The 24,485-nt window shown below is 59.9% G+C and carries 16 protein-coding genes and 2 pseudogenes; 4 read left to right on the top strand and 14 right to left on the bottom strand.

The window, feature by feature from the left end; genetic code table 11:
- Window positions 1-25: 25 nt before the first annotated feature.
- Genes EI171_RS42250 through EI171_RS46305 form a run of 3 tightly spaced genes read left to right on the top strand, consistent with a single transcriptional unit; the run spans window position 26 to window position 3,714 of the window.
- Window positions 26-2,650 (top strand): AAA family ATPase, encoded by a 2,625-nt coding sequence (locus EI171_RS42250; protein ID WP_161536680.1) that lies wholly within the window; start codon window positions 26-28, stop codon window positions 2,648-2,650.
- Entirely contained in the window at window positions 2,647-3,501 is an 855-nt protein-coding gene (locus EI171_RS42245) for a hypothetical protein (protein WP_246740405.1), read from the top strand. Before EI171_RS42250 ends, EI171_RS42245 begins: the two co-directional genes overlap by 4 nt.
- A 42-nt stretch (window positions 3,502-3,543) precedes the next feature.
- Window positions 3,544-3,714: a hypothetical protein gene (locus tag EI171_RS46305; protein WP_246740404.1), complete on the top strand. Its 171-nt coding sequence runs from the start codon at window positions 3,544-3,546 to the stop codon at window positions 3,712-3,714.
- 122 nt (window positions 3,715-3,836) lie between these two features.
- On the opposite strand, the gene EI171_RS46515 is transcribed toward EI171_RS46305, so the two are convergent.
- Complete coding sequence (locus tag EI171_RS46515) at window positions 3,837-3,959, bottom strand: hypothetical protein (protein ID WP_256380409.1); 123 nt, start codon at window positions 3,957-3,959, stop codon at window positions 3,837-3,839.
- 285 nt (window positions 3,960-4,244) lie between these two features.
- Window positions 4,245-4,943, bottom strand: a complete 699-nt coding sequence (locus EI171_RS42240; RefSeq protein WP_202633074.1) for a hypothetical protein — start codon at window positions 4,941-4,943, stop codon at window positions 4,245-4,247.
- A 56-nt stretch (window positions 4,944-4,999) separates the two neighbouring features.
- Between EI171_RS42240 and EI171_RS42235 the strand changes: the two genes are divergently transcribed.
- Window positions 5,000-5,773 (top strand): IS5 family transposase, encoded by a 774-nt coding sequence (locus tag EI171_RS42235; RefSeq protein ID WP_161536679.1) that lies wholly within the window; start codon window positions 5,000-5,002, stop codon window positions 5,771-5,773.
- A 420-nt stretch (window positions 5,774-6,193) separates the two neighbouring features.
- Here EI171_RS42235 and EI171_RS42230 read toward each other — a convergent pair whose 3' ends face one another.
- From EI171_RS42230 to EI171_RS42180, 12 genes and pseudogenes are all read right to left on the bottom strand, one after another.
- The gene (locus EI171_RS42230; protein WP_161536678.1) at window positions 6,194-9,154 is read right to left on the bottom strand and encodes an exodeoxyribonuclease V subunit beta; all 2,961 of its coding nucleotides are present in this window, start codon (window positions 9,152-9,154) and stop codon (window positions 6,194-6,196) included.
- 42 nt (window positions 9,155-9,196) lie between these two features.
- Window positions 9,197-10,060 carry an IS21-like element helper ATPase IstB gene (gene istB / locus EI171_RS42225; protein WP_039183785.1) on the bottom strand — a complete coding sequence of 288 codons (864 nt, stop codon included), beginning with the start codon at window positions 10,058-10,060 and terminating at the stop codon, window positions 9,197-9,199.
- Window positions 10,061-10,068: 8 nt separating this feature from the next.
- Window positions 10,069-11,559: pseudogene (gene istA / locus EI171_RS42220) on the bottom strand (IS21 family transposase); the annotation flags it as partial.
- A gap of 83 nt (window positions 11,560-11,642) precedes the next feature.
- Window positions 11,643-12,020: a UvrD-helicase domain-containing protein gene (locus EI171_RS42215; RefSeq protein WP_161536677.1), complete on the bottom strand. Its 378-nt coding sequence runs from the start codon at window positions 12,018-12,020 to the stop codon at window positions 11,643-11,645.
- Window positions 12,017-14,668: a PD-(D/E)XK nuclease family protein gene (locus EI171_RS42210; RefSeq protein WP_161536676.1), complete on the bottom strand. Its 2,652-nt coding sequence runs from the start codon at window positions 14,666-14,668 to the stop codon at window positions 12,017-12,019. Before EI171_RS42210 ends, EI171_RS42215 begins: the two co-directional genes overlap by 4 nt.
- Window positions 14,665-15,921: a TIGR02679 family protein gene (locus EI171_RS42205; RefSeq protein WP_161536675.1), complete on the bottom strand. Its 1,257-nt coding sequence runs from the start codon at window positions 15,919-15,921 to the stop codon at window positions 14,665-14,667. Before EI171_RS42205 ends, EI171_RS42210 begins: the two co-directional genes overlap by 4 nt.
- Window positions 15,918-20,042: a TIGR02680 family protein gene (locus tag EI171_RS42200; protein WP_161536674.1), complete on the bottom strand. Its 4,125-nt coding sequence runs from the start codon at window positions 20,040-20,042 to the stop codon at window positions 15,918-15,920. Before EI171_RS42200 ends, EI171_RS42205 begins: the two co-directional genes overlap by 4 nt.
- On the bottom strand, window positions 20,032-21,378 hold the full coding sequence (locus EI171_RS42195) for a TIGR02678 family protein (RefSeq protein WP_161536673.1): 1,347 nt from the start codon (window positions 21,376-21,378) through the stop codon (window positions 20,032-20,034). Before EI171_RS42195 ends, EI171_RS42200 begins: the two co-directional genes overlap by 11 nt.
- Window positions 21,371-22,885: a TIGR02677 family protein gene (locus EI171_RS42190; RefSeq protein ID WP_161536672.1), complete on the bottom strand. Its 1,515-nt coding sequence runs from the start codon at window positions 22,883-22,885 to the stop codon at window positions 21,371-21,373. Before EI171_RS42190 ends, EI171_RS42195 begins: the two co-directional genes overlap by 8 nt.
- 327 nt (window positions 22,886-23,212) lie before the next feature.
- Window positions 23,213-23,335, bottom strand: a pseudogene (locus EI171_RS46300) (DNA polymerase IV); the annotation flags it as partial.
- On the bottom strand, window positions 23,332-24,057 hold the full coding sequence (locus EI171_RS42185) for an SOS response-associated peptidase (protein WP_161536671.1): 726 nt from the start codon (window positions 24,055-24,057) through the stop codon (window positions 23,332-23,334). The gene EI171_RS42185 and the pseudogene EI171_RS46300, both read right to left, overlap by 4 nt.
- A gap of 3 nt (window positions 24,058-24,060) precedes the next feature.
- Complete coding sequence (locus tag EI171_RS42180) at window positions 24,061-24,429, bottom strand: hypothetical protein (RefSeq protein WP_246740403.1); 369 nt, start codon at window positions 24,427-24,429, stop codon at window positions 24,061-24,063.
- Between the last annotated feature and the right edge of the window lie 56 nt (window positions 24,430-24,485).

The following is a 24,485-nucleotide window of genomic DNA, read 5'->3' as shown; positions in this document are numbered from 1 at the left end:
CAGCAGGTAAAGGTCGGGGGAAACCATGGACGGACAGGACGAGGATCTTTCGAACGAAGCAGCAGCTCTTGCCGACATTCTCAAATGGTCGGCGGATTTGCCGGCTTGGCAGCGCGATGCGCTGCGGAGGCTATGTAGTCAGCCCCTGCTGGAAAGCGCCGATATCATAACGCTTGTCGCCATCTGCAAGGCCGCCGAACAGGGAGTGCCCCTCGACGCCAGCCACGTCCGCGACCCGTCGGCCAGCCATGCCGTCGTCAGCCTTGGCGCCCTTCATGGCCTCTCGCACGTCAACGCCCTCGCGCCCGGCGAGCGGCTATCCTTTGGCAAAGCCGGCCTCACGGTCATCTATGGTGACAATGGCGCAGGTAAGTCCGGATATGCTCGCGTTCTCAAGCAGCTTTGCCGCGCGCGTTCGCCGAAAGGCGATGCGATCCTGCCTAACATCTACGCGGCCAGCCCCGGCACTCCCGCCGCCTGCATCGACTTCTTTATCGGCGCACAGAAGCGAAGCGCGTCGTGGACCCAGGGCAGCGCGCCGGACCCAATGCTTTCCGCCGTGAGCGTGTTCGATTCCCGAACCGCCAACGTCCATGTCGAGAACACCAACGATCTCGCCTACACTCCACTTCCGCTCCGCATTCTCGCCGGCCTCGCGCAGGCCTGTCAGGACGTAAAGGCCAAGCTGGCTGCGGAGATTAAGGCGCTCCAGGGACAGACGCCGGCTGTCCTCTCCACACCCGAATGCAAGCAGGACACTGCAGTCGGCAAGCTGATCACCGGGCTGTCGGGCAAGACCAAACCGGAAGACATCGAGAACCTCGCCGGCCTATCGCCCGACGAGGAAGCACGCCTCCAGACGCTCACAACAGATCTCTCAAGTGATCCGACCCGGACCGTTCGTCAGCTCCAGGGCCAGGAAAGCCGCATCAAGACTATTGTCAGCCAGCTTGAGCACCTGGCTGCGGTCGCCACGGATGAAACGTGGACAGAGCTCAGCGAAGCCCACACGCATTTGTCGAACGCGCGCTCCGCCGCAGCAGCCGCATCCGCAAATCTCTTCGCCGATGAACCGCTGCCCGACATCGGTTCTGACGTTTGGAAGGTCTTGTGGGAGGCCGCCCGCGATTATTCGCGCGCATCTGCCTACCCGGATCGGCCGTTTCCGGTAACGGAAGGCGGCGCCCATTGCGTCCTCTGCCAACAGCCGCTCAGCGAGGAGGCCGCGCAGCGGCTCCGCAGTTTTGAGACCTTTGTTCAGGACGAGAGCAAGCGCCGTGAGCAGGAAGCCGCTGACGCCTACAGTGAGAAGTGCGAGGAAGTCTCGTCGAAAGCCATCTTGATGACGGGCCTGCTGGCAATCGTCGCCCTGATGCGGGATGACCTCGGCGAGGAAAAACTGGCGGCCACTCTTCGCCGTGAAATCCTGCAACTGGCCTGGCGGCTGCGCGCGCATCTCAGAACTCACCACTTGGCGGCGATGCCGGTCCTTCCGCCTGCAGCAGTCCCTTCCGTCGTCCCTTTGCGCACGGTGCTCGATGATATAGCCGCCCGCATTGCCGGCCTCCAGGCGGAGGCCAATTCTCCACAGCGGGCAGCGCTCATCGCGGAGCGTGATGGCCTCACCGACCGCAAATGGCTCGGTGTGGTGAAAGCCGATGTGCTGGCCCAGATCGAACGCCTCAAGGCGATCGAGGCGATCGAGAAGGCCAACAAGGACACGGCGACGAACAAGATCACGACCCAGAGCGCCCGTATCGCGCAGGCGCTCGTCACCAACCGCTTGCGTGGCCAGTTCGCCATCGAGGTAAACAAGCTCGGCGTCGCCGGTCTTGCCATCGAGCTTCAGCAGGCGAAAACCAGCGCGGGCGTTCCCTTCTTCCAGGTCCGGCTCATCAACAGGCCGAGTGAGCCGGTTGGTAAAGTCCTGAGCGAAGGCGAGCATCGCTGCGTGGCGCTCGCCGCTTTCATGGCGGAGCTTTCGACCATCGACGCCCAGTCGGCGATCGTGTTCGACGACCCCGTCTCCTCACTCGACCATCTACACCGGGACAAGGTTGCCGCCCGACTGGCCGAGGCCGGGCAGACCCGGCAGGTGATCGTCTTCACCCACGATATGGCCTTCCTGCTCCTTCTTGATGAAGCCTGCCGGGCGACCAAAGAGCGGGAGGCGACACCGGTGGCCTATCGGCTGATCAGCCGCGGCGTCGACAACGCCGGCTATTGTCACCAGGAGCCGCCGGCCAGCGTCATGCCGCTCGACAAAGTGATCGAGGGGATGAAGGCGCATCTTGCGAACGTGAAAATCCATCACGAGCGCGGCGATCAGGCGAAGTGGCTTCGCGAGGTGACGTCCTTCCAGGATCAACTTCGCACCACATGGGAACGCGCCGTCGAGGAAGTGGTGGGGCCGGTGATCCGCCGCTTGTCGCGCAAGGTCGACACGACGGGGCTCATCAAACTGACGGTGCTTACCGACGCTGATTGTACCGTGATGCGGGAGGCCTTTGGGCGCTGTTCGGCACTCCTCCATAGTCAGCCCGGTGAGATCAATCCGCGCTTGCCAGCCCCCGCGCTTATCGAGGGCGAGATCGATGTCCTGGAAAAATGGATCGCCGACGTGCGGACCCGTCAGGATAAAGCGGCATGAAATGGTCCGAGCTGAAGCGCGCATCCGATACCATCCTCGCGGTCTGGCCCCATTACCGCCCGCTGCACGAACGTTGGTTCATGCAGGAGCTTGTCGACAAAGGTGAACTCGCTCCAATCTGGCGCGAGCGCCTGGTGCCGGGCGACAATGACGCGGTTTTTGCCGACCACTATCCTGATCGAGACGCCGCCATTGCGGCGGCCAGCGCGCTCAATCCCGTTCTACAAGCGGCGCTCTCTAATCGTGCGATGGACCCGGTCGCCAAGCGATCCCTGCAACTGAAGGTCGACAAAGCCCTGCAAGCAAAGCAGCGCTTTCAGGACGAAGAGGCGCTGATGCTCGCCGAAGCCCTGCGTCGTCATGCTGACGACGAGCAGCCGAGTGCCGATGCGCTGAAGCTCGCACCAGAGGCAGAGCGTTATCGTGCCGATCTCGCGGAACAGCTTGCGGCTATGCCCTATCTCAAGGTCGCCAAGGTCGGTCGATCGAACAACCGTTGGGCACACTACCTGCTGTTCCTCGGGCACGACGGCATCTGGTCGAAGCCGTATCTCGCTGGTGAGAAGGCGGCGCACACCGCCGAGCGAGCGAAGATTGCGAATGGCTTCGGTCTCAGCACGACCATGCATTGGGGCAAGGCGAAAGCTAGGATCAGACAAATCCTGCTGCCCCGCGCCAATCAACTGCTTCAGCTTGCAAGCGTGCAGCGCCTCCTCGCCGAAGCGCTCGCGCGAGGCGAACGCGTCCTGGTCTCGAATGGTATCGTCTTTTGGTACGAGGCCGACGGTGGCATTGGCTGGCAGGTGAAGGAGACCTCTTCGACACGCGAGGCCGAAGGGGCGACGGTCTAGAAAGAGGGCACAATTCTCTCCACCAACCACGGTCGGCTGGTCGTGCTGCCCTACATCAAGGAGAATGGCGAGTACATCCGCGGCCATACCAAAAATGGCCCGAACGACGGGCGCGCTCTTACTCGTCACCCCGACCACTACGTCGAGATTCCGTTTTCTCTGTACGACGGGGATCTCATGATCGGACTGTTCGGGGAGCTGCCCTACGAATGAGGGTGCATTTTACCACCGACAACGACTCTACAACCTGTAGCCCTCACCTCCTGCAGCTCGAATTTTGGAAGCGCGGGGCAGCTCGCTGGGAATAGAAAGCCCTTCGCCCAGCGCGACCTGGTTCATGTAGAATTGATGTTCGTCGACGACGTCATTTGCCCCAAGGCCGAGGCAAAACCCGCGCCGCCAAAGTCGATGAGATTGCGGCCCGACTCCGCCTTGAGCGCGACGATTTCGTCCACCAAGGGCACTCTCGCAAGTTCGGTTCCAGCCCATTTGGTTTCGGGAGGAGTTCGGGAGAACACGAACTTTCGAGCGTCGACGATACGGTGCGCAAAGGCGAAATCCGGATCGTCGCTGTAGTCGCACGCGAACTAGGTCTAATGATCGAGGTGTCCGCCCTCCAGGATCTTTCCGCTCAACAGGATGTCGATGCCCCGAAAAACTGCGTTGAACCGTGACTTCAGCGGCTTATCCCAAGGGCAGGTCCCCAGTTCCAAATCTGCCAATCCGGGCCGTCGCCGGTGTGTTCAAACCACACGAGTGTAGGTTTCACCGTCGATCACGCGCTGAACCTGTTCCTTACTTCTGGCTCCGATCCTCTCGGCTATGGTCTCCGCTGAGTAGCGAGCCGCGAGCTCACGAATGGCGCGCACTTGCTCAACTGAAAGGCGGTCATCCCGCCCGCAGATCTGCGCAATGGCCCAATCGTTGTCTTTCCACTTATCCGACACCCACGGTGCCGGGAGACCTTTACGCGGGTTATCCCGTAACCAGGCCTCTAACAGCCGATCGCGTTCGTCGGGCATCGGCACAACGCGCTCGGCCAGCATCCCGTTCTCTCGAAGATATTTCAGCCCAGACTTCCCGCCGGGGATCATGTTCAAGCGCCGTGCGTCAGACCAATGTCCTTTGACGAGCCATTCCTCCGTCGCGTAAAGAGCCTCGAGATCGTCTGTAATCCCCATGATCTTATGGTGGATATAGGTGACGCGTCCTTCGCGCAGTTCCTCGCGGAGTTTGCGATGAAACAGCAGTGGGCTTCCGGCATCAACAGCCCGACGATGCTCTGCCCAGCGCTTCTGCCAGCTTCGCGTCGTAACGCCAACATAGAAGAAGCCATCGTCCGGGTAGGATGGTCCCTCACCAAATATATGCTGGTAAAGAACGTAAGACTTCTTCGGCCACGCCTTTGGTGCAATCAGCAGTTGGGCTGGCGCGGAGAACACTTGGCTAGAACCTATCTCAAAATTGAAGATCAGCGTCGATCGGCTATAAAGGAAAGATGATTCGGCTGACGGACGAGCAATGGGAGCGCATCCGGAGACACTTTCCGGAAGAGCACCTTGCCGACGGCCGGCCGGGCCGGAAGCCGATTGCGACGCGTCAAGTTCTCGACGCCGCTCTTTGGATTTTGAACACGGGCGCGCAGTGGCACATGCTGCCGCAGTGCTATCCGAACTATAAGACCGTACATCGTCGCTTTCAGAACTGGTGTCGCAATGAAGTGTTGCGACGCGTTCTGACCGATATCGCCAACGAACTTCGCGAGAAAGGCTTGCTCGACGAAGAGGAGTGTTTCATCGACGCGACCTTTGCGATGGCCAAAGGCGGCGGCGCAGAGATCGGCCCAACGAGGCGCGGAAAGGGCTTAAAAATCATGGCGATTGTGGATCGCCACGGTTTGCCGCTTTCAGTGAGCACGCATGCCGCGAACCATCATGAAGTGCGCTTGGTACAGCTCTGCTTCGACTTCTACATGATCGAGGCCAAGCCAGAGAACCTGATCGGCGACCGCGCCTATGACAGCGATGGGCTCGACGATGAACTGCGGTCACAAGGCATCGAGATGATCGCGCCACATCGTTCAAACCGAGTGCGGTCGCTCACCCAGGACGGCCGCAGGCTCCGTCGTTATACTCGGCGTTGGCTGGTCGAACGCTTCTTCGCCTGGATACAGTGGCGGCGGCGCCTGCTGGTCCGCTGGGAGTTCTATCCGCAAAACTTCCTCGGCTTCGTCCAGCTCGCTTGCCTGCTGATCCTGTTTCGACAATTTTGAGATAGGTTCTAGGCTGCGTGACGCCAAATATGCGCGGAGAGGTCTCTAGGCGATCCGCCGCTGCCAGCAGGACTGGATCCAGCACGAGGTCAAACCTGATCTCCGTTCCTAACGCTAGTTCACCCGCTTCCAGCATTTGCCCTGACTTGAATTGGTCAGAACCAACCGTCCGAAGCCCCTCCTTTACGCGGTTCTGAGGCGCTATGAAGACGGGTCCATCACCCAGTGCAACGAGGTGCACGACCGGTATGAAATCCCCCGGCTTCGCACGAATAACGCCTCCCTTTTGCTTGGCGACACTTAGCCAATGGGCGCCATATCCGGTCCTGCACCACTGGCGGAGCAGGGTCTCAATCTCACTCCGCCGCCGGTGCATGACCTTGGGCGCGAGATGTTCCCACCAGTCGCGGCTGATCGTGATCATAAGGGCCTCGCTTCGTGAATTATCCCGTCTTCTTCGGGACGGCGAGCCAATGAGGAGGCCGGATTCTCGACCCACACTATCTCGCCAAGACTCATAAATACGAGCATTCCGCGCTTGGCGCCTGTCGCCTTCAGATAATCGCTGAGCTGCGAGGCGTAGCGGTTTCGTACTGTAGAACTCGGGGTGATATCCGACTTCCAATCAATGGCCACCTCCACGTGACCCTCTCTGATCGCAAGCGCATCCGCTCGGCCTGCAATCAGGACACCGTCCTCGGAACCCCAAATCGTCATTTCAGGCAGAAGAAAGGGGCGCATCTCCGCTATCTCCGGCAGGCCTAAAGTTCGCAACGCGCATCTCGCCATCTCCGTCGCATCCGGGCGGATCTCCCTCTCGTCTGCGTCCGTTAGCAACTGGGCGAGCAACTCGTCCGCACGTGAAGCCACTGGTCTCTCCTGGGCCTCCAACCCGCCCGTCAGGAACTCCTCCATCATCTTGTGGAGGACAATCCCGCGCAATGCTCCGCCGCCGACCACTTCCATCTGTTCGGCAAGCGAGTCAGCCACGACAACTGTGTCGATAGGATCAGCTAGGCGATCTCGATCGTGGTCGCTCGGACGGCGCCAGACAACGGTCGGTGCGCTCTCGCTCACCCTTCCTTGCTCTGCCGCGAAAATGTCAGAAGATTGCTTGTTCTCGTGCGCTGTCGCTTGCCGCTGGTACGATTCCGGAAAGCCGGAAACATCTAATTCTGGGAGCTCCCCGTGTCGGAGATCGATTGAAGTGAACCATGAGTCTTTCGCAGCCTGTGGGATATGCGGAAGGATTAGAAGATCTCGCGCTCGAGTACAGGCTACGTACCAAATTCTCTCGCGCTGATTTGCGTCTTCCCGACTTTCCTCCGCGCGGGCCGCGGCCAAGTCTGGTGGCGCGACGCCTCCAACCATCCAGTGGAGGGTATTGTCGGACTGCCGATGCACGAACTGATCCGGTCGATAGAGCTCAGTCGTTGAATTGATCGGTATCACGACCGGCCATTCCAGACCCTTCGCTTTGTGTATGGTGACAATTTCAATCGCGTGCTCGGCAGCATCGACCCGTCCCTCTGGCGCCCTCACTTTGCGTTCCCACTCCGCCTGCAGGTCTCGAACGAATGGGCGTAGCCCTGCTATTCCATAGCCACGCGCGCGCTCGATGAGGGCGTCCAGGTTAGCGAGCGCACGTGCGTTACGATTGCGGTGGCGAGCCGCCAAAATCACCCGTACGTTCAGACGTTCAATCGCTTCAGCCAGGATCAGGCTCGGCGTCGAGATGGCTGCGCGCCGCCGGAGGTCTTGCAGGCTGATAAGGATGGCTTTCGCGACGGGATGTTGGATCGTCGAAGGATTGGTCCTTACGCTGAAGAAGTGCGGGCGCCCGTTCATCTCCGGCAGCCCCGCAGTGATGTCCAAGAGTTGCTGGTCGCTCAGCCCGACCAATGGACCACGCATGAGCGCACCAAAGGCGAGGGTGTCGGAGGAATCCGCCAGTACACGAAGGAGTGCGAGGATATCCTGAGTCTCCTGCCGACGCATGAGCGACTGACCGGCTTGCGACGATACGGCAAGGTTTCGCTGCTCCAGCGCGCGTTCGTAGCGCCAGAGTTCGGTGTGCCCTGGCGATACAAGCGCAATGTCCCCGGGCTGAAGAGGAGACAATGAGTCATCTGCGCGCCGGATCAACACGTTGCCGATTAGGCGAGAACAGATGTCCGCAACCTTTTCGGCTTCGGCCTCGCGGAACATCTCCGCATAGATACGTCCTTCAGTCACAACTTGGATCGTAAACCGAGCCACGCACGGTGTGGGGTAGGAGCCGTCAGCGATGGTCGGCGCAAGCGCGACATATCTGGGCTGCCCGGTCTTGCCGAAGACCGTCTCGAAACACGAATTAACGTGTCGAATGATCGCCTTTTGAGATCTAAAGTTGGCCGTTACTTCGATGACGGCCCCGCCGTCTTGTGCGCCGATGAGCCGGCGACAAAGTTCATAGATCTCTATATCCGCGCCTCGGAACCGATAGATTGCCTGCTTGGGATCCCCTACCAGGAATAGAGAGCCGGGCCGCAGCCGACGATCTTCCCAGCGTTCCACTCGGTCGTCAGTTGCTGCAATGGAGAAGAGGATTTCGCTCTGAATGCGGTCCGTATCCTGAAATTCGTCGACCAGTATATACTTGTAACGTCGTCCAATCGCGCGACGGACTTCTTCGTGACGGCGGACAAGGGACCGTACATGCAAGAGGAGGTCATCGAAGTCGAGCACCGCGGCTGCCCGTTTTCGGCCCTCGTAGCTTTCCAGCAGCAGATCGAGCGATGACGACAAAATGCAGACGAGCAAGCTCGCGATATGTCCGATCAACTCGTTCCAAGCGTCAGCGGCCATCTGATAGTGCCGGATCGCGGCCTCGCTGCCCGACTCGCCGGGGTGCGCGCCAAAGAGCTCCGCTGCATCAACATAGGACTTGAGCTGAAGTCCCTTGGCGAACAATCGACATGGACCGGCATCGCACAGCCGCCATAGGGTCGCGAAATCCGGTGCGCTATCGAAAACGCGTACATATCGCGCCGAGAGCCGACGCAGCTCATGAGCAATTCCCCGCAAACAGTTGTCATTGTCGATGCTTGTCTGCCATCGAAAAAAGTCGTCGACGGCCTGAGCAAACACGATGTCGGGTCGAACACTCTGTAGCGGAGGTATCGGAGCCGCTTCCGGGTGCTCCCGACGGAGCATGGCAAGTTCGCGAATGAGATCGACGACCTTCAGTGGGATTTCTTCCGCCAGCACGACAATCGGGTCGTTCTCAATGGCGCCCTCGGCGAGCCTGCGGGAAAACCACGCGGAAAGCTCGCTGCGAAAAAGCGCTTCGGCCACCGTTTCATCGACGATGCGTGCGCCCGGATCGAGTCCGGCCTGCACACCGTGGCTATGGATGACGGCCTGACAAAAGCCGTGGATCTGTCAATCGGCCTGTAAATTTGACCCCTCATCGGCGTCCAATTTTGACCCCTTCGTGCGCCGCGGTTTGACGGTAGCGCTCGGCTCGTTGGAGCTGGCCGGGATAGCGGAGACGAGACGAGCGCGGGTGGCGTGATCGTCGTCGCGGCTTTTGAAGCGCCAGCTGTCATTGCCGGTCTCGACGATGTCACAGTGATGGGTCAACCGATCGAGCAGCGCGGTGGTCATTTTGGCGTCGCCGAACACGCTCGGCCATTCGCCGAAGGCGAGATTGGTGGTCACGATGACGGAGGCGCGCTCATAGAGCCGGCTGACGAGGTGGAAGAGAAGCTGGCCACCGGACTGGGCGAAGGGCAAATAGCCGAGTTCATCCAGCACAATGAAGTCCATCCGGGTCAGATGCTCGGCGAGCCGTCCTTGCCGTCCGTTGCGGGTCTCGGTCTCGAGGCGATTGACGAGGTCGACTACGTTGAAGAAGCGGCCGCGGGCACCGGATCGGATGCAGCTTCTGGCGATGGCAATGGCCAGGTGGGTTTTGCCTGTGCCGGTGCCGCCAACCAGCACGACGTTGCGTTGTTGGGCGATGAAGCCGCCGCCAGCAAGATCATTGACGAGTGTCTGATTGATCGGCGTGCCGTCGAACTGGAAGTCGGCGATGTCCTTGGCAAGCGGAAGCTTGGCAATGGTGAGCTGGTATTTGATCGACCTGGCTTGCTTCTCGTTGATCTCGGCGTTGAGCAGGTCGCCGACAATGCGCTGAGGTTCGTGCTGGCGCTTGACGGCAGTTGCCATGATCTCGTCGAAGGCAGCCTTCATGCCGTAGAGCTTGAGTTCGCCCATGAGGTCGAAGATTTGGGTTCGTTCCATCAGATGGTCCTCCGGAGGTTGTCGTAGCGGGCACAATCGGCGATCGGTGCATGACGGAGCGTCAGTGCGGCCGGCGTCATGATGTTGGCCGGTGGGGCGGGTTCACGTTGACGGGCCAGGATATTGAGAACGACATCGGCCGAATGGACGCTGTGACTGAGCGCTTCGGCACAGGCCGCTTCCACCGCGGGCAGACCGTCAGTCAGCACCGCGTTGAGGATGTCGACCATCTGTCGATTGCCGTCGTCGGTGCTGGCAAGCTTGCGCCGGATCCGCTCGATCGCGGCTGGCAGCACCCAGTCTTTGAAGGGAGCACCGTTGCGCAAGGCGCCGGGTTTGCGGGCGAGCACCGGCACATAATGCCAGGGGTCGTAGACGGTATCGCCGCGGCCAAAGGATCGCGGGTGCTCGGCAACGATGCGTCCATCCTGACGGATCACGATGCGATCGGCATAGGCTTGAACCTCGACCGGTCGCCCGACTGCGCTGGCTGCGACCGAGTACTTGTTGTTGTCGAAGCGCACCAGGCAGGTCTTCGAGACCGATGCCGTCACCGCATGGAAGCCGTCGAAGCGGCCGGCATAGGGAACGAGTTTGGGGCGTTCGGCTTCGAACACTTCCCAGATCGTCTGATCGACCAGCTCCGGATGGCGATGAACCTTGGCGTAGGCGATGCATTTGTCGAGCAGCCAGGCGTTTAACTCGTCGAGGTTTTTGAACCGCAGCCGCGGCGTGAAGAAGCGTTCCCTGACCAGCCCGACCTGGTTCTCGACCTGCCCCTTCTCCCAGCCCGACGCTGGCGTGCAGGCGACCGGATCGACCAGATAGTGGCTGCACATCTGCAGGAAGCGGCGATTGTAGAGACGCCCTTTACCGACGAAGATCGTCTCTACGGCGGTCTTCATGTTGTCGTAGATGCCGCGGGTGCAGGTGCCTTTGAACAGGGCGAACGCCCGGTCGTGGGCGTCGAACACCATCTCCTGCGTCTCCCGCGGATAGGCCCGCACGAACAGCATGCGGCTGTGACAGAGCCGGACATGGGCGGCCTTCACCATCACCGTGGTGCCGCTCAGCAAGACCACCTCGTGGCTCCAGTCGAACTGGTAGGCTTCGCCTGGGGCAAAGCTTAGCGGGACATAAGCAGCCGCGGTCGATTGCCCGCGTTCCTTGCTCCACCGCCTGGCGTAACGCCGCACCGCATCGTAGCCGCCGTCATAGCCACGGCTGCGCAGCTCTTCGAAGATCCGGATTAACGTCAGCTGTTCACGAGCCGGTTTGGCCGCGTTCGCCGCCAGCAGTCCGTCGAGCTCTACTGCCCATCGTCCCAGCTTTGGCCGCGGCTGCACTTGCCGCTCGTACTCGAAGGAGGTCTCTCCTGACCTCAGCACCTTCCGGACCGTGTTCCGCGACACCTTCAGGTCACGGGCAATCTCCTTGATCGTCTTGCCCTTGATGAAGTGCTCGCGCCGAATCCGCGCAATCGTCTCCACGATCAGCATCCTCGACCACCTGCTTCATTCCAAAGCAGGCAGCGCAACAGACCAACCTATAGGGGGTCAATTTTGGACGCCGATCCCCCGGCTTAGGGGTCAATATTGCAGGCCGAATGACAGTGGATCGTCGTGGCTGTCAGTTCGTCGAGCCTCGGGGCCGCCGCAGAGAGTGCCGCGTACTGCGCCGCGGTGAGGCCGGTAGGGAGCACGGGCTTGACGAAATCGGGTGTGTCGCCTGCAAGCAGGGATTCTACGGTCTCCCTGATGCGGCGAGCGAGCTGGCCCGCAGCCAAGTCGGTAAAGGTGATGGCGGCAATGTCTCCGGGCGGGAAGCCGGCCGCCAACATCATTGCGACGCGGCCGGCCATGAGTGAGGTTTTTCCCGTTCCAGCGGCGGCCTCGACAAGAATGACCGACGTGAAGTCGGTCATGGCGCGAATGCGATTGTCCTGATCGACCAGTGTCATTTGGACGAATTCCACAGCTTGGCAAGCTTCCGGTTGGCGGCGCGAAAGTCGCCCCCTTTGCGTCGGAGGTAGCTTTCACGATCCGCAGGAAGGGCAAGGCGCATATCATCGTAGTGCGCGTCCTGCTCCCACCGTGGCGCGATCCGTCCACTCCGCAGGATCTCTACTGCTGCCGCTAGGAAATTGGTGGCCTCGACAATCGCATTGTCCAGTTCGTCGCCTCTCAATTCGAACTTGGCAGGCTCATCAGCGAGGTAGATCAACCTTGCGACAACCGTTCTGACCTCCGGAAGAAGCGTGCGGACCGTCAGTGCGTAGAGCACCCGCTGAAGCTCGCGCCCCTGGCCGAGTACGATCTGCTGACTTTTTGGTGGCGGCTTGGTGCTCTTGTAGTCGGTAATCTGCGCGCCATCGCCCGAAGCGCGGATGTCGAGACGATCGATCCTACCGCCGTAGATGAGGTCGGCCTGAACAATGGGAATTTTGATCGTCTCATTCCATGGCAATTCGCTGCCAATTGATGCTTCCTGGCCGAACGGGACCTCGCTCCAGCTTCGTGTGTCGGCCCTCGTCGGCTCGTCAGATGCAAGCCCCTTGGCCGTGCGCCGGGCTGCTTCTTTCACTGTATGCTGCCAAAGTGTAGCTGGCGGTACGGAGCGTTGTAGGGGCCAAGAAGCCATAATCCTCGACGAGGCCGCAGCGATTGCGGCCTCGATCTCATCGGGGTTTGCGCGAGCGAACCCTGGGCTCGGTTCAAGCCGTGCGATCGCGCCACTGATAAGCTCGTGCACGAGTTCGCCAAAAGCCATTGGATCAAGCTGAAGGGGCTCGGGATCCAAGCGTGTGGAGTGCCATCCCAGAGCGTAACGCCAGACGAAGCCAAGCGGATCTCGCAGAAGGCGCTGAAGCGACGTCGTTGATTGAGTGCGGGCGAGGGCGGCCAGAACCGCGGGATGGTCGGACGCGATCAAGCCGTCGTGGCGAGTCAGAGTTGATTCTCGTTGCCAATTTCGCCAGCAAAGCTGACTTTGGCGGACGTGTTCGAGCTGCCCTGCCTCGCGAGGTCGGGCCAATAGTCGGTCGGCTTCACTGAATGCGTGTGGAGGAATGCGGTCCCGCTTATGAATGGCCTCGTCCTTTGGCCACAGCGAGCTCGGGGAGAGGACGCTGCCCTTCGCGTTACGCTCCGGTCGAGACAGCACCAATATCTCGCGCGTTGCACTGCGGATGACGTCAAAATGTAAACGGTCGCGGTCTGCCGTCGTGAGTCCATGCAATGTACGCCGGTCGAGAAGATGGTCGGGGATGAGAGGATCATCATTCTCAAAGCGAGGCCACAATCGATTTGTCATGCCGAGCAAACGGACAAATGGTCGCGGGCTCGCAGCCAGGTGCGACGCGGGACACCAAACAACACTGTTGGCCGGATCTCGCCCATCAAGTACCCGCAATGCCTGCAGCGATAGCGCTACAGCGTGGGGCGGCGCGCTCCGTGATGCTTCCTCCCACATGGCCAAGCTGGCCCCGCTGAGTAGCAGGCGGCCGGCCTCTAGCCCGATGTTGGGTCCCCGTGCAAGGAGGTCGAGAACCGGAAGGAGGACGGTCTCAGCTAGGTCGCCAGCCGCACGATACGATCGACCCACGATGAGTGCTTCCCGCCACTGATTCAGAGTCCTCAGGCCGGCATTCCGAGGTATCGACGAGAACCAATCTTCTGGAAGAGTACTTATGAAGGGACGCGCCGGCAGGCGTCTGAAAAGCCGCCAAACGCGTTCCTGGCTCAGGCCGTTCGTCAAGATGTCTGCTAAGGCAGCACAGGCCTGTCCTTCAGGCGTGCTGAGTGCCGGAACGCCATGCGAGAAGTGGAGCGGGAGTCCGGCATTGTTTGCGTAGGCGAGAAAGTGATCGTCCCAGCCCGGCGTCGACGTCGCCGCTATCGCGATCTCCTCGGCCTTTGCTTGGCCCGACGACAAGAGCTGACGTACCCATCGAAGTGCTTCGACGACCTCGGATTTCGGATCGCCACTGGCCTCAGCCAAAAAGTTTGCCGGAGCAACCGCCGTGCGTCGGCGAAGCGTGCCCTTGAACCACGCAATCTCGGCTTGGACAGGTGAATCCCAGGAAAGCTCGGTGAAGTGGGCGATTCCATTCAGCAAGGGACGCCAGACGGCATCGATCTCCACTATCCCGCCAAGCGTAACGGGCCCGAGCAAGGTCTTCGACTGCGATACCCTTGACATCGCGGCGCCGCGAAGATCGCGAGGCAGCCTCCTGGAGGGAGGAAGAAGCTCCCTTATGCGTGTCTCAAGCAGATGTAGATCTGCAAAGCGCCCAACGTGCTGGGGAAGGGATGATAGGTCAATATCTGCACGCCATACTGCGTCGAGCGCCTGAAGCACGGCTCGAGGCATGCCCGGCAGGCTCGAAACGCTGCCAAGATCTTGGAAGCCGCCGGCGGCCAAAGCCGCTTGAATGGCAGGATAAAGAACGTCGGTAGTGACGGGGGCGATAAACCCGCCGGCCAGCCGCGCGGCAACAAGCGGAAGGGTGAGGATTTCACGACCGATGTTTCCTTGGCGTGCAGCCGCTAGCCGCTGCATGCGTATCGCCAATGGCCCGTCTACGACGAGGGTGGAGCGGGCGATCATCGAGCCAAATCCTGTAGCAGTTCATCGGCCAGGCTTTCTTCGGCTATCGCAAGACCATGGGTTCGCATCGCTGCTGTCAGAGCTTCGTCCCAAGAGGCGTGGACCTCAAGGCCAGTCAATGCAAAGCCGGGACGTGGGGCGCGTGCTACTGCCGCCAGATATTCCGTTACGTCGAACCGCCACGGTATGGCTCCAAATTCGCGCATCACATGATTGCCGATGCGCAACCCTGGCCAATCGAAGTCGCCATGATAGAGGAGGCGGCCGCCGGCGGTTACCAGTTGCTGCAGAATAACGCGTTGCGCGGCAGCAGGCATTCCCTCGGTGCATACCATCGGCGCACAGTTCGCGCCGAGTTTGTCGGCCGCGATAGCAAGCAAATTGGGGTTCTCACAAACGTAGACATTTCGCGATCTCACGTCCCAGAGCGGATTGGAACGTAACAGAAAGCGAAGTGAGGCGTAATTCGGCTCCCCGGACGACGGCGTCTGACTGCTGTCGATGTTCAGGTTCAGAAACAGTGCAGGCCGCGCTAGTTCGTTGACTAGAATCCCTGCTCTAGCCCAAATGTCCCGAATCCGATCTTCACCGATGCCGCGAATGTCGTCGCTCTCAAACAGCCGATTCTCGTCATCGGTGCGTTCGTCGCGACCCTTCTTGCGCCAGACAGCGAGTACCAAGGTCGCCACGGCTTCGCCCATGTCGAGCGCATGCGCGTCGCCTAGCGTTCCGGCGGCCAACTGTGCACGGGTCATGCCCTTGGCTGGCAGAAGCTTGAGAACCGTATCCGCCTGCGAGCAAAGCCGCGCAGCGACGTCCGGGTCACTATTTGACAACCGCTTGAGCAGGCCCGCGCCCGAGGGAACTTGAAGAAAGCTCGAGAAATCCAGATGAGTTGCGAAAGATATCGCCTTCGACCATCTCGCGTTCAATTCGGTCTGAGCAGTTTCTGCGTGAATGATAGGGCCGTCGATCGACTCCAGCGCTTCGCGCAACGAGCTTGCCACGCCTGCTCGGCTTAGGGCCGCATCGATCACTTGTACATCGATCTGCATGGAGCCCGAGAAACGTGCGGGCCGACCGATGAGCCCGGCAAGCGCGGAATGCTCGTCCCTGTTGAGGTTTGAAATGCGAAGGCGCTCTATTTTCCCATCCACCGGACCTCGCTCAAAGCGCTGTCGAAGACGCATTCTCAGCGATGCAAGTGCATCGCCGCCGAGCAGACGTCGGAGACGGCCGTCCCCCTCAATCATGCGTCCGCAAACCTTCGATTCGGATCATCTTCACGCTGCTTCGCACGACCATCCCACGTCCAACGAGAGACGTGTACTGCGTCGATATTCTCAAGTCTCTGAAGGTGGCAAATGGATACGCCCGGTAATTCAGCATAGCATCCCCACTCGCGTTCGCTTGTTACGACGAAGTCGAGGTCGAATTCACGAATCAACGCCATGCAGTGAGCTCGCGCAGAATCGTCGATGCCTGCAAAGACTTCGTCGAGTAACACGAGCCGCGGAGAGTGCGGCGAGCCGCTCTGGCTATAAAAGCTTGCGACCGCTGCGAACAACGGAACCGTCAGGCCTAGCGCTCGTTCACCACTCGATGCTGGCCCGGAGAGCTTGCGCCACTGCTTGTCCTGCCAACGTTGGACTGTGAATTGATGCCAATGACGATAGTCGAGGGCTCTGCTCAATTGATCGAGGAGACTGCCGCCCGTAGTCGCGTCGGCGTTCGTACGTTCGATGTTGATTCGATCTTGGAGCATGGCGCCGACCACGCTGCGATCCTCGGAACTCCAAAGGTCCGTACTCGTGTTCAGCAGTCGTTTTCGGGCGGCATCCAGTCCAACGGGCGCCCCGTCGGCCCCCTCGGCCAGCGGCAGCCATTGCAACCGGAAGCGAACTCCGGTGGATGTTGGTCGCTTGTATAGCTCCTCGTTGATGGCATCGACCTTCCGATCAGCGTCCTGCATTAGCCTTTGAATCGCGGCGGCAATCTCGGCTTGAAGGTGATTTTCGAGTATCTCTCGTTCTCGTGCCGTCAGGAGCTCATGACGCTGAGCAATCTCGCCCTCGAGTCGCTCCTTAAGCCGATCAGGCCGCTCCGGTCGATTTTGGTAGACGACAGTCACGACCAGTCCATAGTCGGCCGTCTGGTCCATTTGGGCCTGGTGGCCAAGCGCGCTAAGTGCGCGGCTGAGTTCGGTATAATCCGTAGACAGATGGCTTTGGATTCGCTTCCATGCTTCGTCGTCATGCGGAACGTCCGAAAGGGCTTGTTCGGCCCGACGTGCGAGCGTCAGTGCCGGTTCGATCGTCCACACACCTCGAGGATCAGGTAGGTCAATTTCCGGAAGCGCGATGGATAGAAGGTCGGTTGCAGCGAATCCCTGCAATCGAGTGATGGCTTCTTGACGCGCGGCGGCTCGCTCCTGCAATAGCTCGTCGGCCGAGATTACCTTTTGATCCGCACGTGCACGTTCCTCGCCTGCGCTGCGCGCAGTTTTTCCCGTTTCCTTTGAATCGGTTTCGCTGAGTTCGAGCGCGGTCCGAGCGGCCTCGAGCTTGGCTTGTAGTTCGGCAACTTTCGTTCCCACCGTTTCTTGAAGTGTTTCTAACCGTATCCTCGCCTCGATAGCCTTGCGCCCCTGCTCGACTGCGTACGCAATATTTGCGTCGGCCTCTTGTTTGGCGTCTTGTTCACGGTTCTGTTGCTTCTGCAACTCCGATTGGGCCTGACGCAACTCGCGGGCCGTATGTGCAAGCGCCAGAACCTTTTCTGTCAGCTGCGCAAGCATCGTATCGACCGCATTCAATTGGACATGATCCTCAGGAAGATGCAGGTCTTGAGCATCCTTCTGAAGGACTGATCGCGCATTGTTTAGGCGTTCGACGGAATCCGCTAGTCTTTGAGCGGCTTGATCGAGCCGGCTGGAAGCCGCGATAAATTCGCGGGCAGCTGATGTTGCTTCGGCATGGCAGGCTCGCAATAGGTCGTCTCCAGGAGCACCGCGCCACTCTGTCGCGGCGCGCTCTTGGTCGCGCGCCTGCTCCGCAAAGCGATCTTCCAGGGAAGCGCGTGCTTGCGCGAGCTCGTCGAGCCTGATCGAGATAGCCGCAAGCCTGCGCGTTCGAGCCGCGGCTCGGGCGGCGTAGCCTATGTAGATTGCAACCGGTTTGGACCAAGCGCCGGAAAGTGCTCCAATTCGGAAGCATCCCGTCGGCGATAGCCAGGTCTCCGCCTGGCCGCTATCTAGCTCCGTGCAACTCATGCCAAGAAGCAGGTTCGTGACAACGCCCGCCGAGATCTGATCTCCCGAAGGCTGCAGCCAGTGTGCCAACGTTTCCGGCTGATGCGGCCGTACAATCAGTTCCGTATCATGGAGCCGTCGGTCTCCACTCGGGGCATGCATGGTTCCGTCAGGCTCCACCCGTGCGTCGAGTAGACCCGATGCTTCGAGCGCCGCTTCGAGCCCGGCACGCTGAGATGCATCAAGACGCTCGTGGAAATCGACAAGCTGCCACAGCGGAGCGCCGGCACGGTCAACTCGGACCCCCGCCGCACGGAATAGCGGAACGGGCGGTACAGCATCCACGCCTTTCTCAAGACGCTCGCGCTCGGTCGTTAGGTCCGCCTCCTCGGTCTCGATTGCGCGTCGCTCGGCGATTAATGCCGACCTTCGGGTAGCGAGGCGCTCGCTGGCCACCTGCTGCGCTTCTTGCAACGAAGTGCGCGCGGGGTTCTCCCCCTCCAGGGTAACAACCCACGTTGCGAGCAAGTTCAGAGATCCTTGTGCATCTCGCGGCGTCAATTGCTGAAGAGTGCTGAAGTGCGTCTCCCAAGCATCAAGGTGCGCACGTCCCTCAGCTTCAATGGCCAGATCCGCTGCATCGCGTCGCGTCTCTGCCGCCTTCGCTTCTTCCTGCCGCTCCTGATGCGACCGATTCTTCGCGTCACGGTCTCGCTCTCCTTCGTCGACGGTTCCGCGAAGGTTCCTCACGTGCGCAACTTGTCCACGGCGGCGCTCAATCGTCTGCCGCAGATCGTCTTTTGAAGATTCGCAGGCCTGTTCGTTCGATGCAGCGAGTTCGACAAGCTCTGACCCGGTAAGAAATCCCCTTCTCCAGTGTTGCTCGATGCCACTGAGCTCTGCGAGCGGGAACGCGGCCTTTCTGATCTCGAGCACTTGGTGGCCTATGCTGGCTACGCGCTCACCCCGCTCAGACGTGGCATTTTGTTCGCTGACAAAGCGGTTCTTCGATGCCTGCGACCTGGCGTCAGCCTGATCGGCCTCGCGTTTGCGGTCATTGGCTTCTCTTGCGGCAGAATCTAGTCGATTCGCGTCCTTGTTCACCGGGTCAGATAATAAGACCTCTCGGCGTGTTCGGTTCGTGGCTACTATCTCTTCCGCGACGCGATGAGCCCCGTTCGCCTCTTCTTCTGCCGCTTGCAGCGTTCCTAGCTCTGACCGAGCCTCGTTAGCCGCACGACTGGCATTGTCGAAACCTGTTTGCGCGCTACGCAAGCCTCGTGCCTGCCGCCGTGTCTGTGTCCTGGCGTAGGTCCGGTATCGTTCCGTAAATTGGCCGACGTGACGAGCGAGCGCTTGGTAGTCGTGCAACTGCCGACGATCTTCCTCCAGTTGATTGAGCGCATCGGCCACGTCCGTGAGAAGGTCGGTGGACAGCGGAGGCAATGCTTCCGTCAGCGCGGCCGACAAATTGGCTTCATCCGGTTTCTTCGACAACTGAGGTTGCCGAAGTTGAATTAGTGTGTCCATCAGCGCGGAATAGCGGGCATTACCCAGCTGGAAAAGATGCTCATCCACGGCACGGCGATAGCTCGCCGCGGTGTCATAGACTTGCCCATGATCGGCTAACGTCTCTCTCAACTTCTCCTTTGTCAGCACAACCCGCTGCGGGCTCGTCAGCCACACGTCCTGACCAACGCGCGAACCATCGAGAACAAAGAACCAGCTATCGACGTTGGGTCGAGCCGCTACCGCCAACAAACCACTACCCAGAGTCAGGTAGCGTGGCTGTCCGTCTTCCGACAAGCGCCCAAATTCGATCCAGGTGTATCCCATTCGGCGGTCGTGCTTCCCAAGCAGCAGATTCCAGGCCATCTTCTTCGTCGCGTCACCGTCCGGTTCGACTCGCGACGACTTCAGTTGGGCGTCAAACAGAAATGGAAGCGACAACGAGAGTACCTTGGACTTCCCGGTCCCGTTGTTCCCACGAAGCAGCAGGTGACCATCACGAAACCAGAACTCCTCACTATCGTAGTGAAAGAGATCGACCAATCCGAGGCGAAGCGGCTGCCACCGCTCGCGAGCGGGAATGGGCAAGTCCGGCTTGGATCCATTATTGCGCATCGGAATTTCGTTGGCCTGCAGATTTGCGCGAAGTACCGGTTTCCCGGATCTCCGCCTGCCCGACGGCGAAGCGACTGATCGCAGGTAACGGACGGACACCGTTCGCCGAGATTGAGATCAGGCGAAGCTTGCGCAACCGCTCTAAAGCGATACGAGCTAATTCGCGTTGCGTGCCTGGTTCACGTGCCGATTTGCGCCAGTAACGACCATAACGTTCACGAGCTTTCTCAATAAAATTCGGGACGTCGACCTCAGTCGAGATCTGATGTTCTGGCTCATTTCCTTCGCGGAGCCTCCCAGCAAGATGCTCGGCCACCAGGAGCGTGACGTGCGCCTCGGTACCCTCTGCCGGCATTGAAAGATCGGTCAGTGCTCCCGTTTCGTCAGCAAGTGCCAAACCTTCCGCGCGCTGCTCGGCAATGAGACCAGCAGCTTCCGAGAGCCGGGCGCCCATCGCGCCGCGCTGATTTAAGAAATACGCGCGCGTATTTGCATCGAGTGAATCGGTGTAAACGACCGGATCATCAAGGAGACGACGCGACAGATCACGCCGTGTGGCGGTCCTACGGCCTTCGTCGCTATCCGGCATATGTTCATTGGTAAGGGCCTGCAAGCGCTGCTCTATATCTTGCGGCGCTTCTTCCGCGGCCCACGTCGAAGGACCGCGCACCGCTGCAAGAATCCCGGCCAGCACGCGACGCTGGATGTCATAAAGCGCATCGTGCAGGTGTTCGGGAGTCTCGGAAACGTGATGCACAAAGCCCTCTTCCTCACCCGCGACGCGAACAAGAACACCAATGTCCAAGAGGTGGCGGCACACGGCCACGAGCTCGCGTCGTTCATGGTGTGTCTGCAGAGTGAAGCTGAAGCCAACGTCATTCAAGGAAGGCTCTGCAGCGAACGCTAGCAATCGATCGCCAAGCACTCGTAGCGTGATCTGCGGATCAGCGCGCTCAAGTACGGCACACGCAAGGCAGAACAGGATATAGCGGCGCTTATCGTAATCCGGGAAGCCACGGGTGGGATCGAGGAGATCGGCAGGACGCTTGAAGAGACGAGCGCAATCACGTTCGACATTGAGGATCCAACCGGTCTCGCGTGCGAACCACTCTCTGAGAGTTTCAGAGTGGCGACGCACAGCCGCAAAATCTGGATGCGCCGAGGTCATTAAAGGCGTCATCAAGAGTGCGCGGAGTGCGGTTGAAACCTCCTCTCGTACATAGCGCGCTTGGTGCAGCCCGATGTTTTGACTCTCGGCGCGGGCCGCCCTGCCGTCCGAGCGTCCGCCGTCGCCACGCCGTGGTTGACCGTCCTGCTGTTCGCTCGCGCTATTCATGTCTCACCTCCATCGAAGTCACGGTGAGAACGTGGTCGCGACCGGTGAACAACCCTGTTTCGGTTGCGATCTCAGCAGTCGAGTCTGCGTCGAGCGGCTCTAGGCGTACCCGCAACAGGCCATCGCCGGTTTGTCGTTCGACAGTCTCGTCGGGGTGCGTCTGCGCAGGAAGCGTTTCACCCAGAAGGTTGAGGAAAAGCTGAAACCCGTGACGATCGAGCTCGCCGAACTCAGACAGGCGCATGGGCTCCCCGCTCGCAAGACGTGCACGAGCCTCTTGGATTTCAAGATCTTCTTCGGTTAGCTGCGCTTGTAACCGTTCTCGCTCGGCCTGACGGTCCTGCACGCGCGGTAGCGGACCACGTGGGGCCATCTCACCATATTCGCGTAAGCGCGGGTGAATACGTACGGGCGGAGCATCATTCCAAGGCGTCGTAGCTGGCAGGTCAGCGATTTCCGCGCCAATTAGGAAGTGCCGTGCCGGATTGAGTGCGAATGCAGCGCGGGCAAGCCGATGTGCCCCGTCCTCGCTGCCACAATCTGCAAACCAATGGGCAAGGACGCGAAAGTCTGCGGATCGATCGCTGCGGCCGCTGCGGCGTTCGTTCAATGCAGCGATAACCGCGAGCAGATGCGGAATGGCCGATCGCGCCCTGGATCTTAGCACCTCGCCCTGCGGCGGATCATTTCCTGGGCTAACGAACCAGCCTCGCAAACCCTTCCATCGCTCCGTCCAAGCATCAAGCGACCGAGCTAGCGCATCCTGTTGTTCGTTGTCTTGCCCGGGAGCCGCATCTCGGGCTTCGCGTTGCGACGCTTGCCGCAAAAGCTCACGAATGACTGGATCAAGCGCGATAAGATGCTGTGCGATGCCGCCCGAGCGGCTGACAAGGTCGCCGATGAATCGATCGAGATAGTCGATCAGCCTCTTCTTATAGGCGATAATTGCAGTTGTATCCGAATGCTGAAGCTCGATGCTGCGTCCGATGCTCGCCATGAATGCCTGGGCGTTTTCGGCGAGACCTTCGAACACTCGAACCAAATCACGCAGGGTCTCATGAATTTTTGCATCGTCGAAGATGGAATCTTGCGAGAGGTTACGCAGAACCTGTAGCTGCTTTGCAATGTCTTCGAGCGCAACGCTCTGCAGCTCGGCTCGCCGCCTTAGTGCTTGGCTGAATACAGTAAGGGCTGACTCGACGGCCTCTCCACCCTCAGTAAGACGATACAAAAAACGGGCACGGTAGAAGTCACTGATACTAGCAACACGAGCTGTGTCGGGCTGCGACTCGAGATTGCCCCATTCAGTTAGCTGCGCCAAAGCACCTTGAAGATCTTCGATCTTCGGAGGTGCGGTATCCCACTGCGCATCGGCAAGAACTTCGTCTGGTCTCAGATGGAGGCGGAACTGTCGCTTAGCCGCAGCGAATGCATCCATGATTTTCCGATAAAGTTCTGACTTCTCGGCGGTGACATGTCGGAAGAGCTCACGTGCATCAACTCTCATGGAATGGCGCTGCAAATAGAGGGACTTTAAGAGACTTATATCGCCAGGGAACAATAAGTGAACATGCTGCAACTTTAGAGCGCAGAGGTCAACCGGGATAAAGGGAGGTTGGATAACCTGGGGACATCGCCATTTTGTGCGGTGCCAAAAATACTGACCATACTGTTATTTTAGACCACGCAACCGCCGCACTATCGGAATCGGGAGCTAAGTCGAGGCTAATCCCCGAACGCAGTGTCGTCGCTCAAAGTCTGCGTCTCTGGCGGCGCTCGGCGGAGAAGAGCTAAATTCTTCAGAGCGCGCCCCTCGTCTTGGAGTTGGTTCTCGCTTGCCCCGCAAGTCCGGATTATCACGCTGCCCGACGGACGCGTAGAAGGCGTACATGTCGATGTGGATTATTTTGCGCTGACGGGGTGAGCCCTCTGTCTGGTCGTCGTCCTCGCCAGTCACGTTGTCTGCCCGGCCGGGTCTTCCTTGACGCCGCGGGCGACGATCCTGAGCGATCCATCCGGAAGCGGTCGCTGCAAGTTCAAGACTTCGTCGAGTGGAGCCGTCATCCAGGTCTCGACTTCTTCCGGCGTTGTCAGGATGACCGGCATCGCCTTGGGGTGGATGGCGCCAACCTCCGTATTCGACTCCGTTGTGAGAAATGCGAAGAGGTCGTTGGTCGTCTCACCTTCTTTGACCTTCCGGACGGACGTCCAGTTGGTCCAGATGCCGGCGAAGCATGCGAGGGGACGGGTCTCGTCGAGCGCGAACCAGATATCGCCGCCCTCAGCCTTGTTGAATTCGCTGAAGGAGTTGAAGGGTACCACACAGCGGTTTTCGGTTCCTAACCATCGCGTCCAGTGCTTGCTCTTCACGTTGCGGATGTTGGTCGTGCCGCCGTCCGGCTCCATTCTGAGCAAATCCTTGAAATCCGCTGCCTTGCCTTTGGCCTGCAGCTTTTCGGCTCGTTTCTTGGTGGCGTCCATCAGCGCCTTTGACGACGATGGCATTCCCCACCGCGCCGTAGCGAGTTCGCGCCCCTCGACCGCGTTGCGCACAATCGGTGCCTTGTAATCGGGAAACACACCGGGCATCGGCGCCAAATTGCCAACGTAACGGTTCACGACGCGGAACAGCGCGCTGATCGCGGCCTGGTTGGTCGTGATCGAATAAAGATTGCACATCAGTCAGGATTCGGTTCGAGGGTGGCGCGGCTGCCACGTCAACTGTAGCAGAGTTGCGGATGGACGCCGCCCCGCCTTGGCGCATTTCCGGCAGCGAAGCCGGCTGGCGAGATCGTGCACGAAAGTGGTCGGCGGGTGCTTCATCGCCGCGAGATCCACGTCGCTTGGGGTCTTGCAGCGCGCGCACCTGATATCCAGCCAGGGAAAGCCTCCGTTCACGGCCTGGTCGATGGTCGGTGACGGATCGATCGGTTCGCCGTCACTCCACATCCGCTCGTTCCAACTTTCGCAAAGCAGCCTGTCGGCTTGCTGGATCATCGCCTCGCCTTTGGCCCGCATCTCCGCCGATTGGGTAGCCAGGATGTTTGCCATCGCGCGTGCCTTGCCGAGCTCTTTCGCCAGAACTGTCAATCGGCATTGGACTGGGA

Source organism: Bradyrhizobium sp. LCT2 (genome assembly GCF_009931255.1).
GTDB lineage: Bacteria > Pseudomonadota > Alphaproteobacteria > Rhizobiales > Xanthobacteraceae > Bradyrhizobium > Bradyrhizobium diazoefficiens.
Note: the sequence above shows the minus strand (reverse complement) of the source record. Positions and strands in the feature narration are given on the sequence as shown.

Excerpts from the sequence above, each read along its gene's own strand:
- EI171_RS42190 (WP_161536672.1), bottom strand. The coding sequence starts at position 22,885 with ATGAGAGTTGATGCACGTGAGCTCTTCCGACATGTCACCGCCGAGAAG.
- EI171_RS42185 (WP_161536671.1), bottom strand. The coding sequence starts at position 24,057 with ATGTGCAATCTTTATTCGATCACGACCAACCAGGCCGCGATCAGCGCG.
- EI171_RS42210 (WP_161536676.1), bottom strand. The coding sequence starts at position 14,668 with ATGATCGCCCGCTCCACCCTCGTCGTAGACGGGCCATTGGCGATACGC.
- EI171_RS42205 (WP_161536675.1), bottom strand. The coding sequence starts at position 15,921 with ATGATTGAGGGGGACGGCCGTCTCCGACGTCTGCTCGGCGGCGATGCA.
- EI171_RS42215 (WP_161536677.1), bottom strand. The coding sequence starts at position 12,020 with ATGACACTGGTCGATCAGGACAATCGCATTCGCGCCATGACCGACTTC.
- istB (WP_039183785.1), bottom strand. The coding sequence starts at position 10,060 with ATGGAACGAACCCAAATCTTCGACCTCATGGGCGAACTCAAGCTCTAC.
- EI171_RS42195 (WP_161536673.1), bottom strand. The coding sequence starts at position 21,378 with ATGAATAGCGCGAGCGAACAGCAGGACGGTCAACCACGGCGTGGCGAC.
- EI171_RS42200 (WP_161536674.1), bottom strand. The coding sequence starts at position 20,042 with ATGCGCAATAATGGATCCAAGCCGGACTTGCCCATTCCCGCTCGCGAG.
- EI171_RS42180 (WP_246740403.1), bottom strand. The coding sequence starts at position 24,429 with ATGGCAAACATCCTGGCTACCCAATCGGCGGAGATGCGGGCCAAAGGC.
- EI171_RS42235 (WP_161536679.1), top strand. The coding sequence starts at position 5,000 with ATGATTCGGCTGACGGACGAGCAATGGGAGCGCATCCGGAGACACTTT.
- EI171_RS42245 (WP_246740405.1), top strand. The coding sequence starts at position 2,647 with ATGAAATGGTCCGAGCTGAAGCGCGCATCCGATACCATCCTCGCGGTC.
- EI171_RS42250 (WP_161536680.1), top strand. The coding sequence starts at position 26 with ATGGACGGACAGGACGAGGATCTTTCGAACGAAGCAGCAGCTCTTGCC.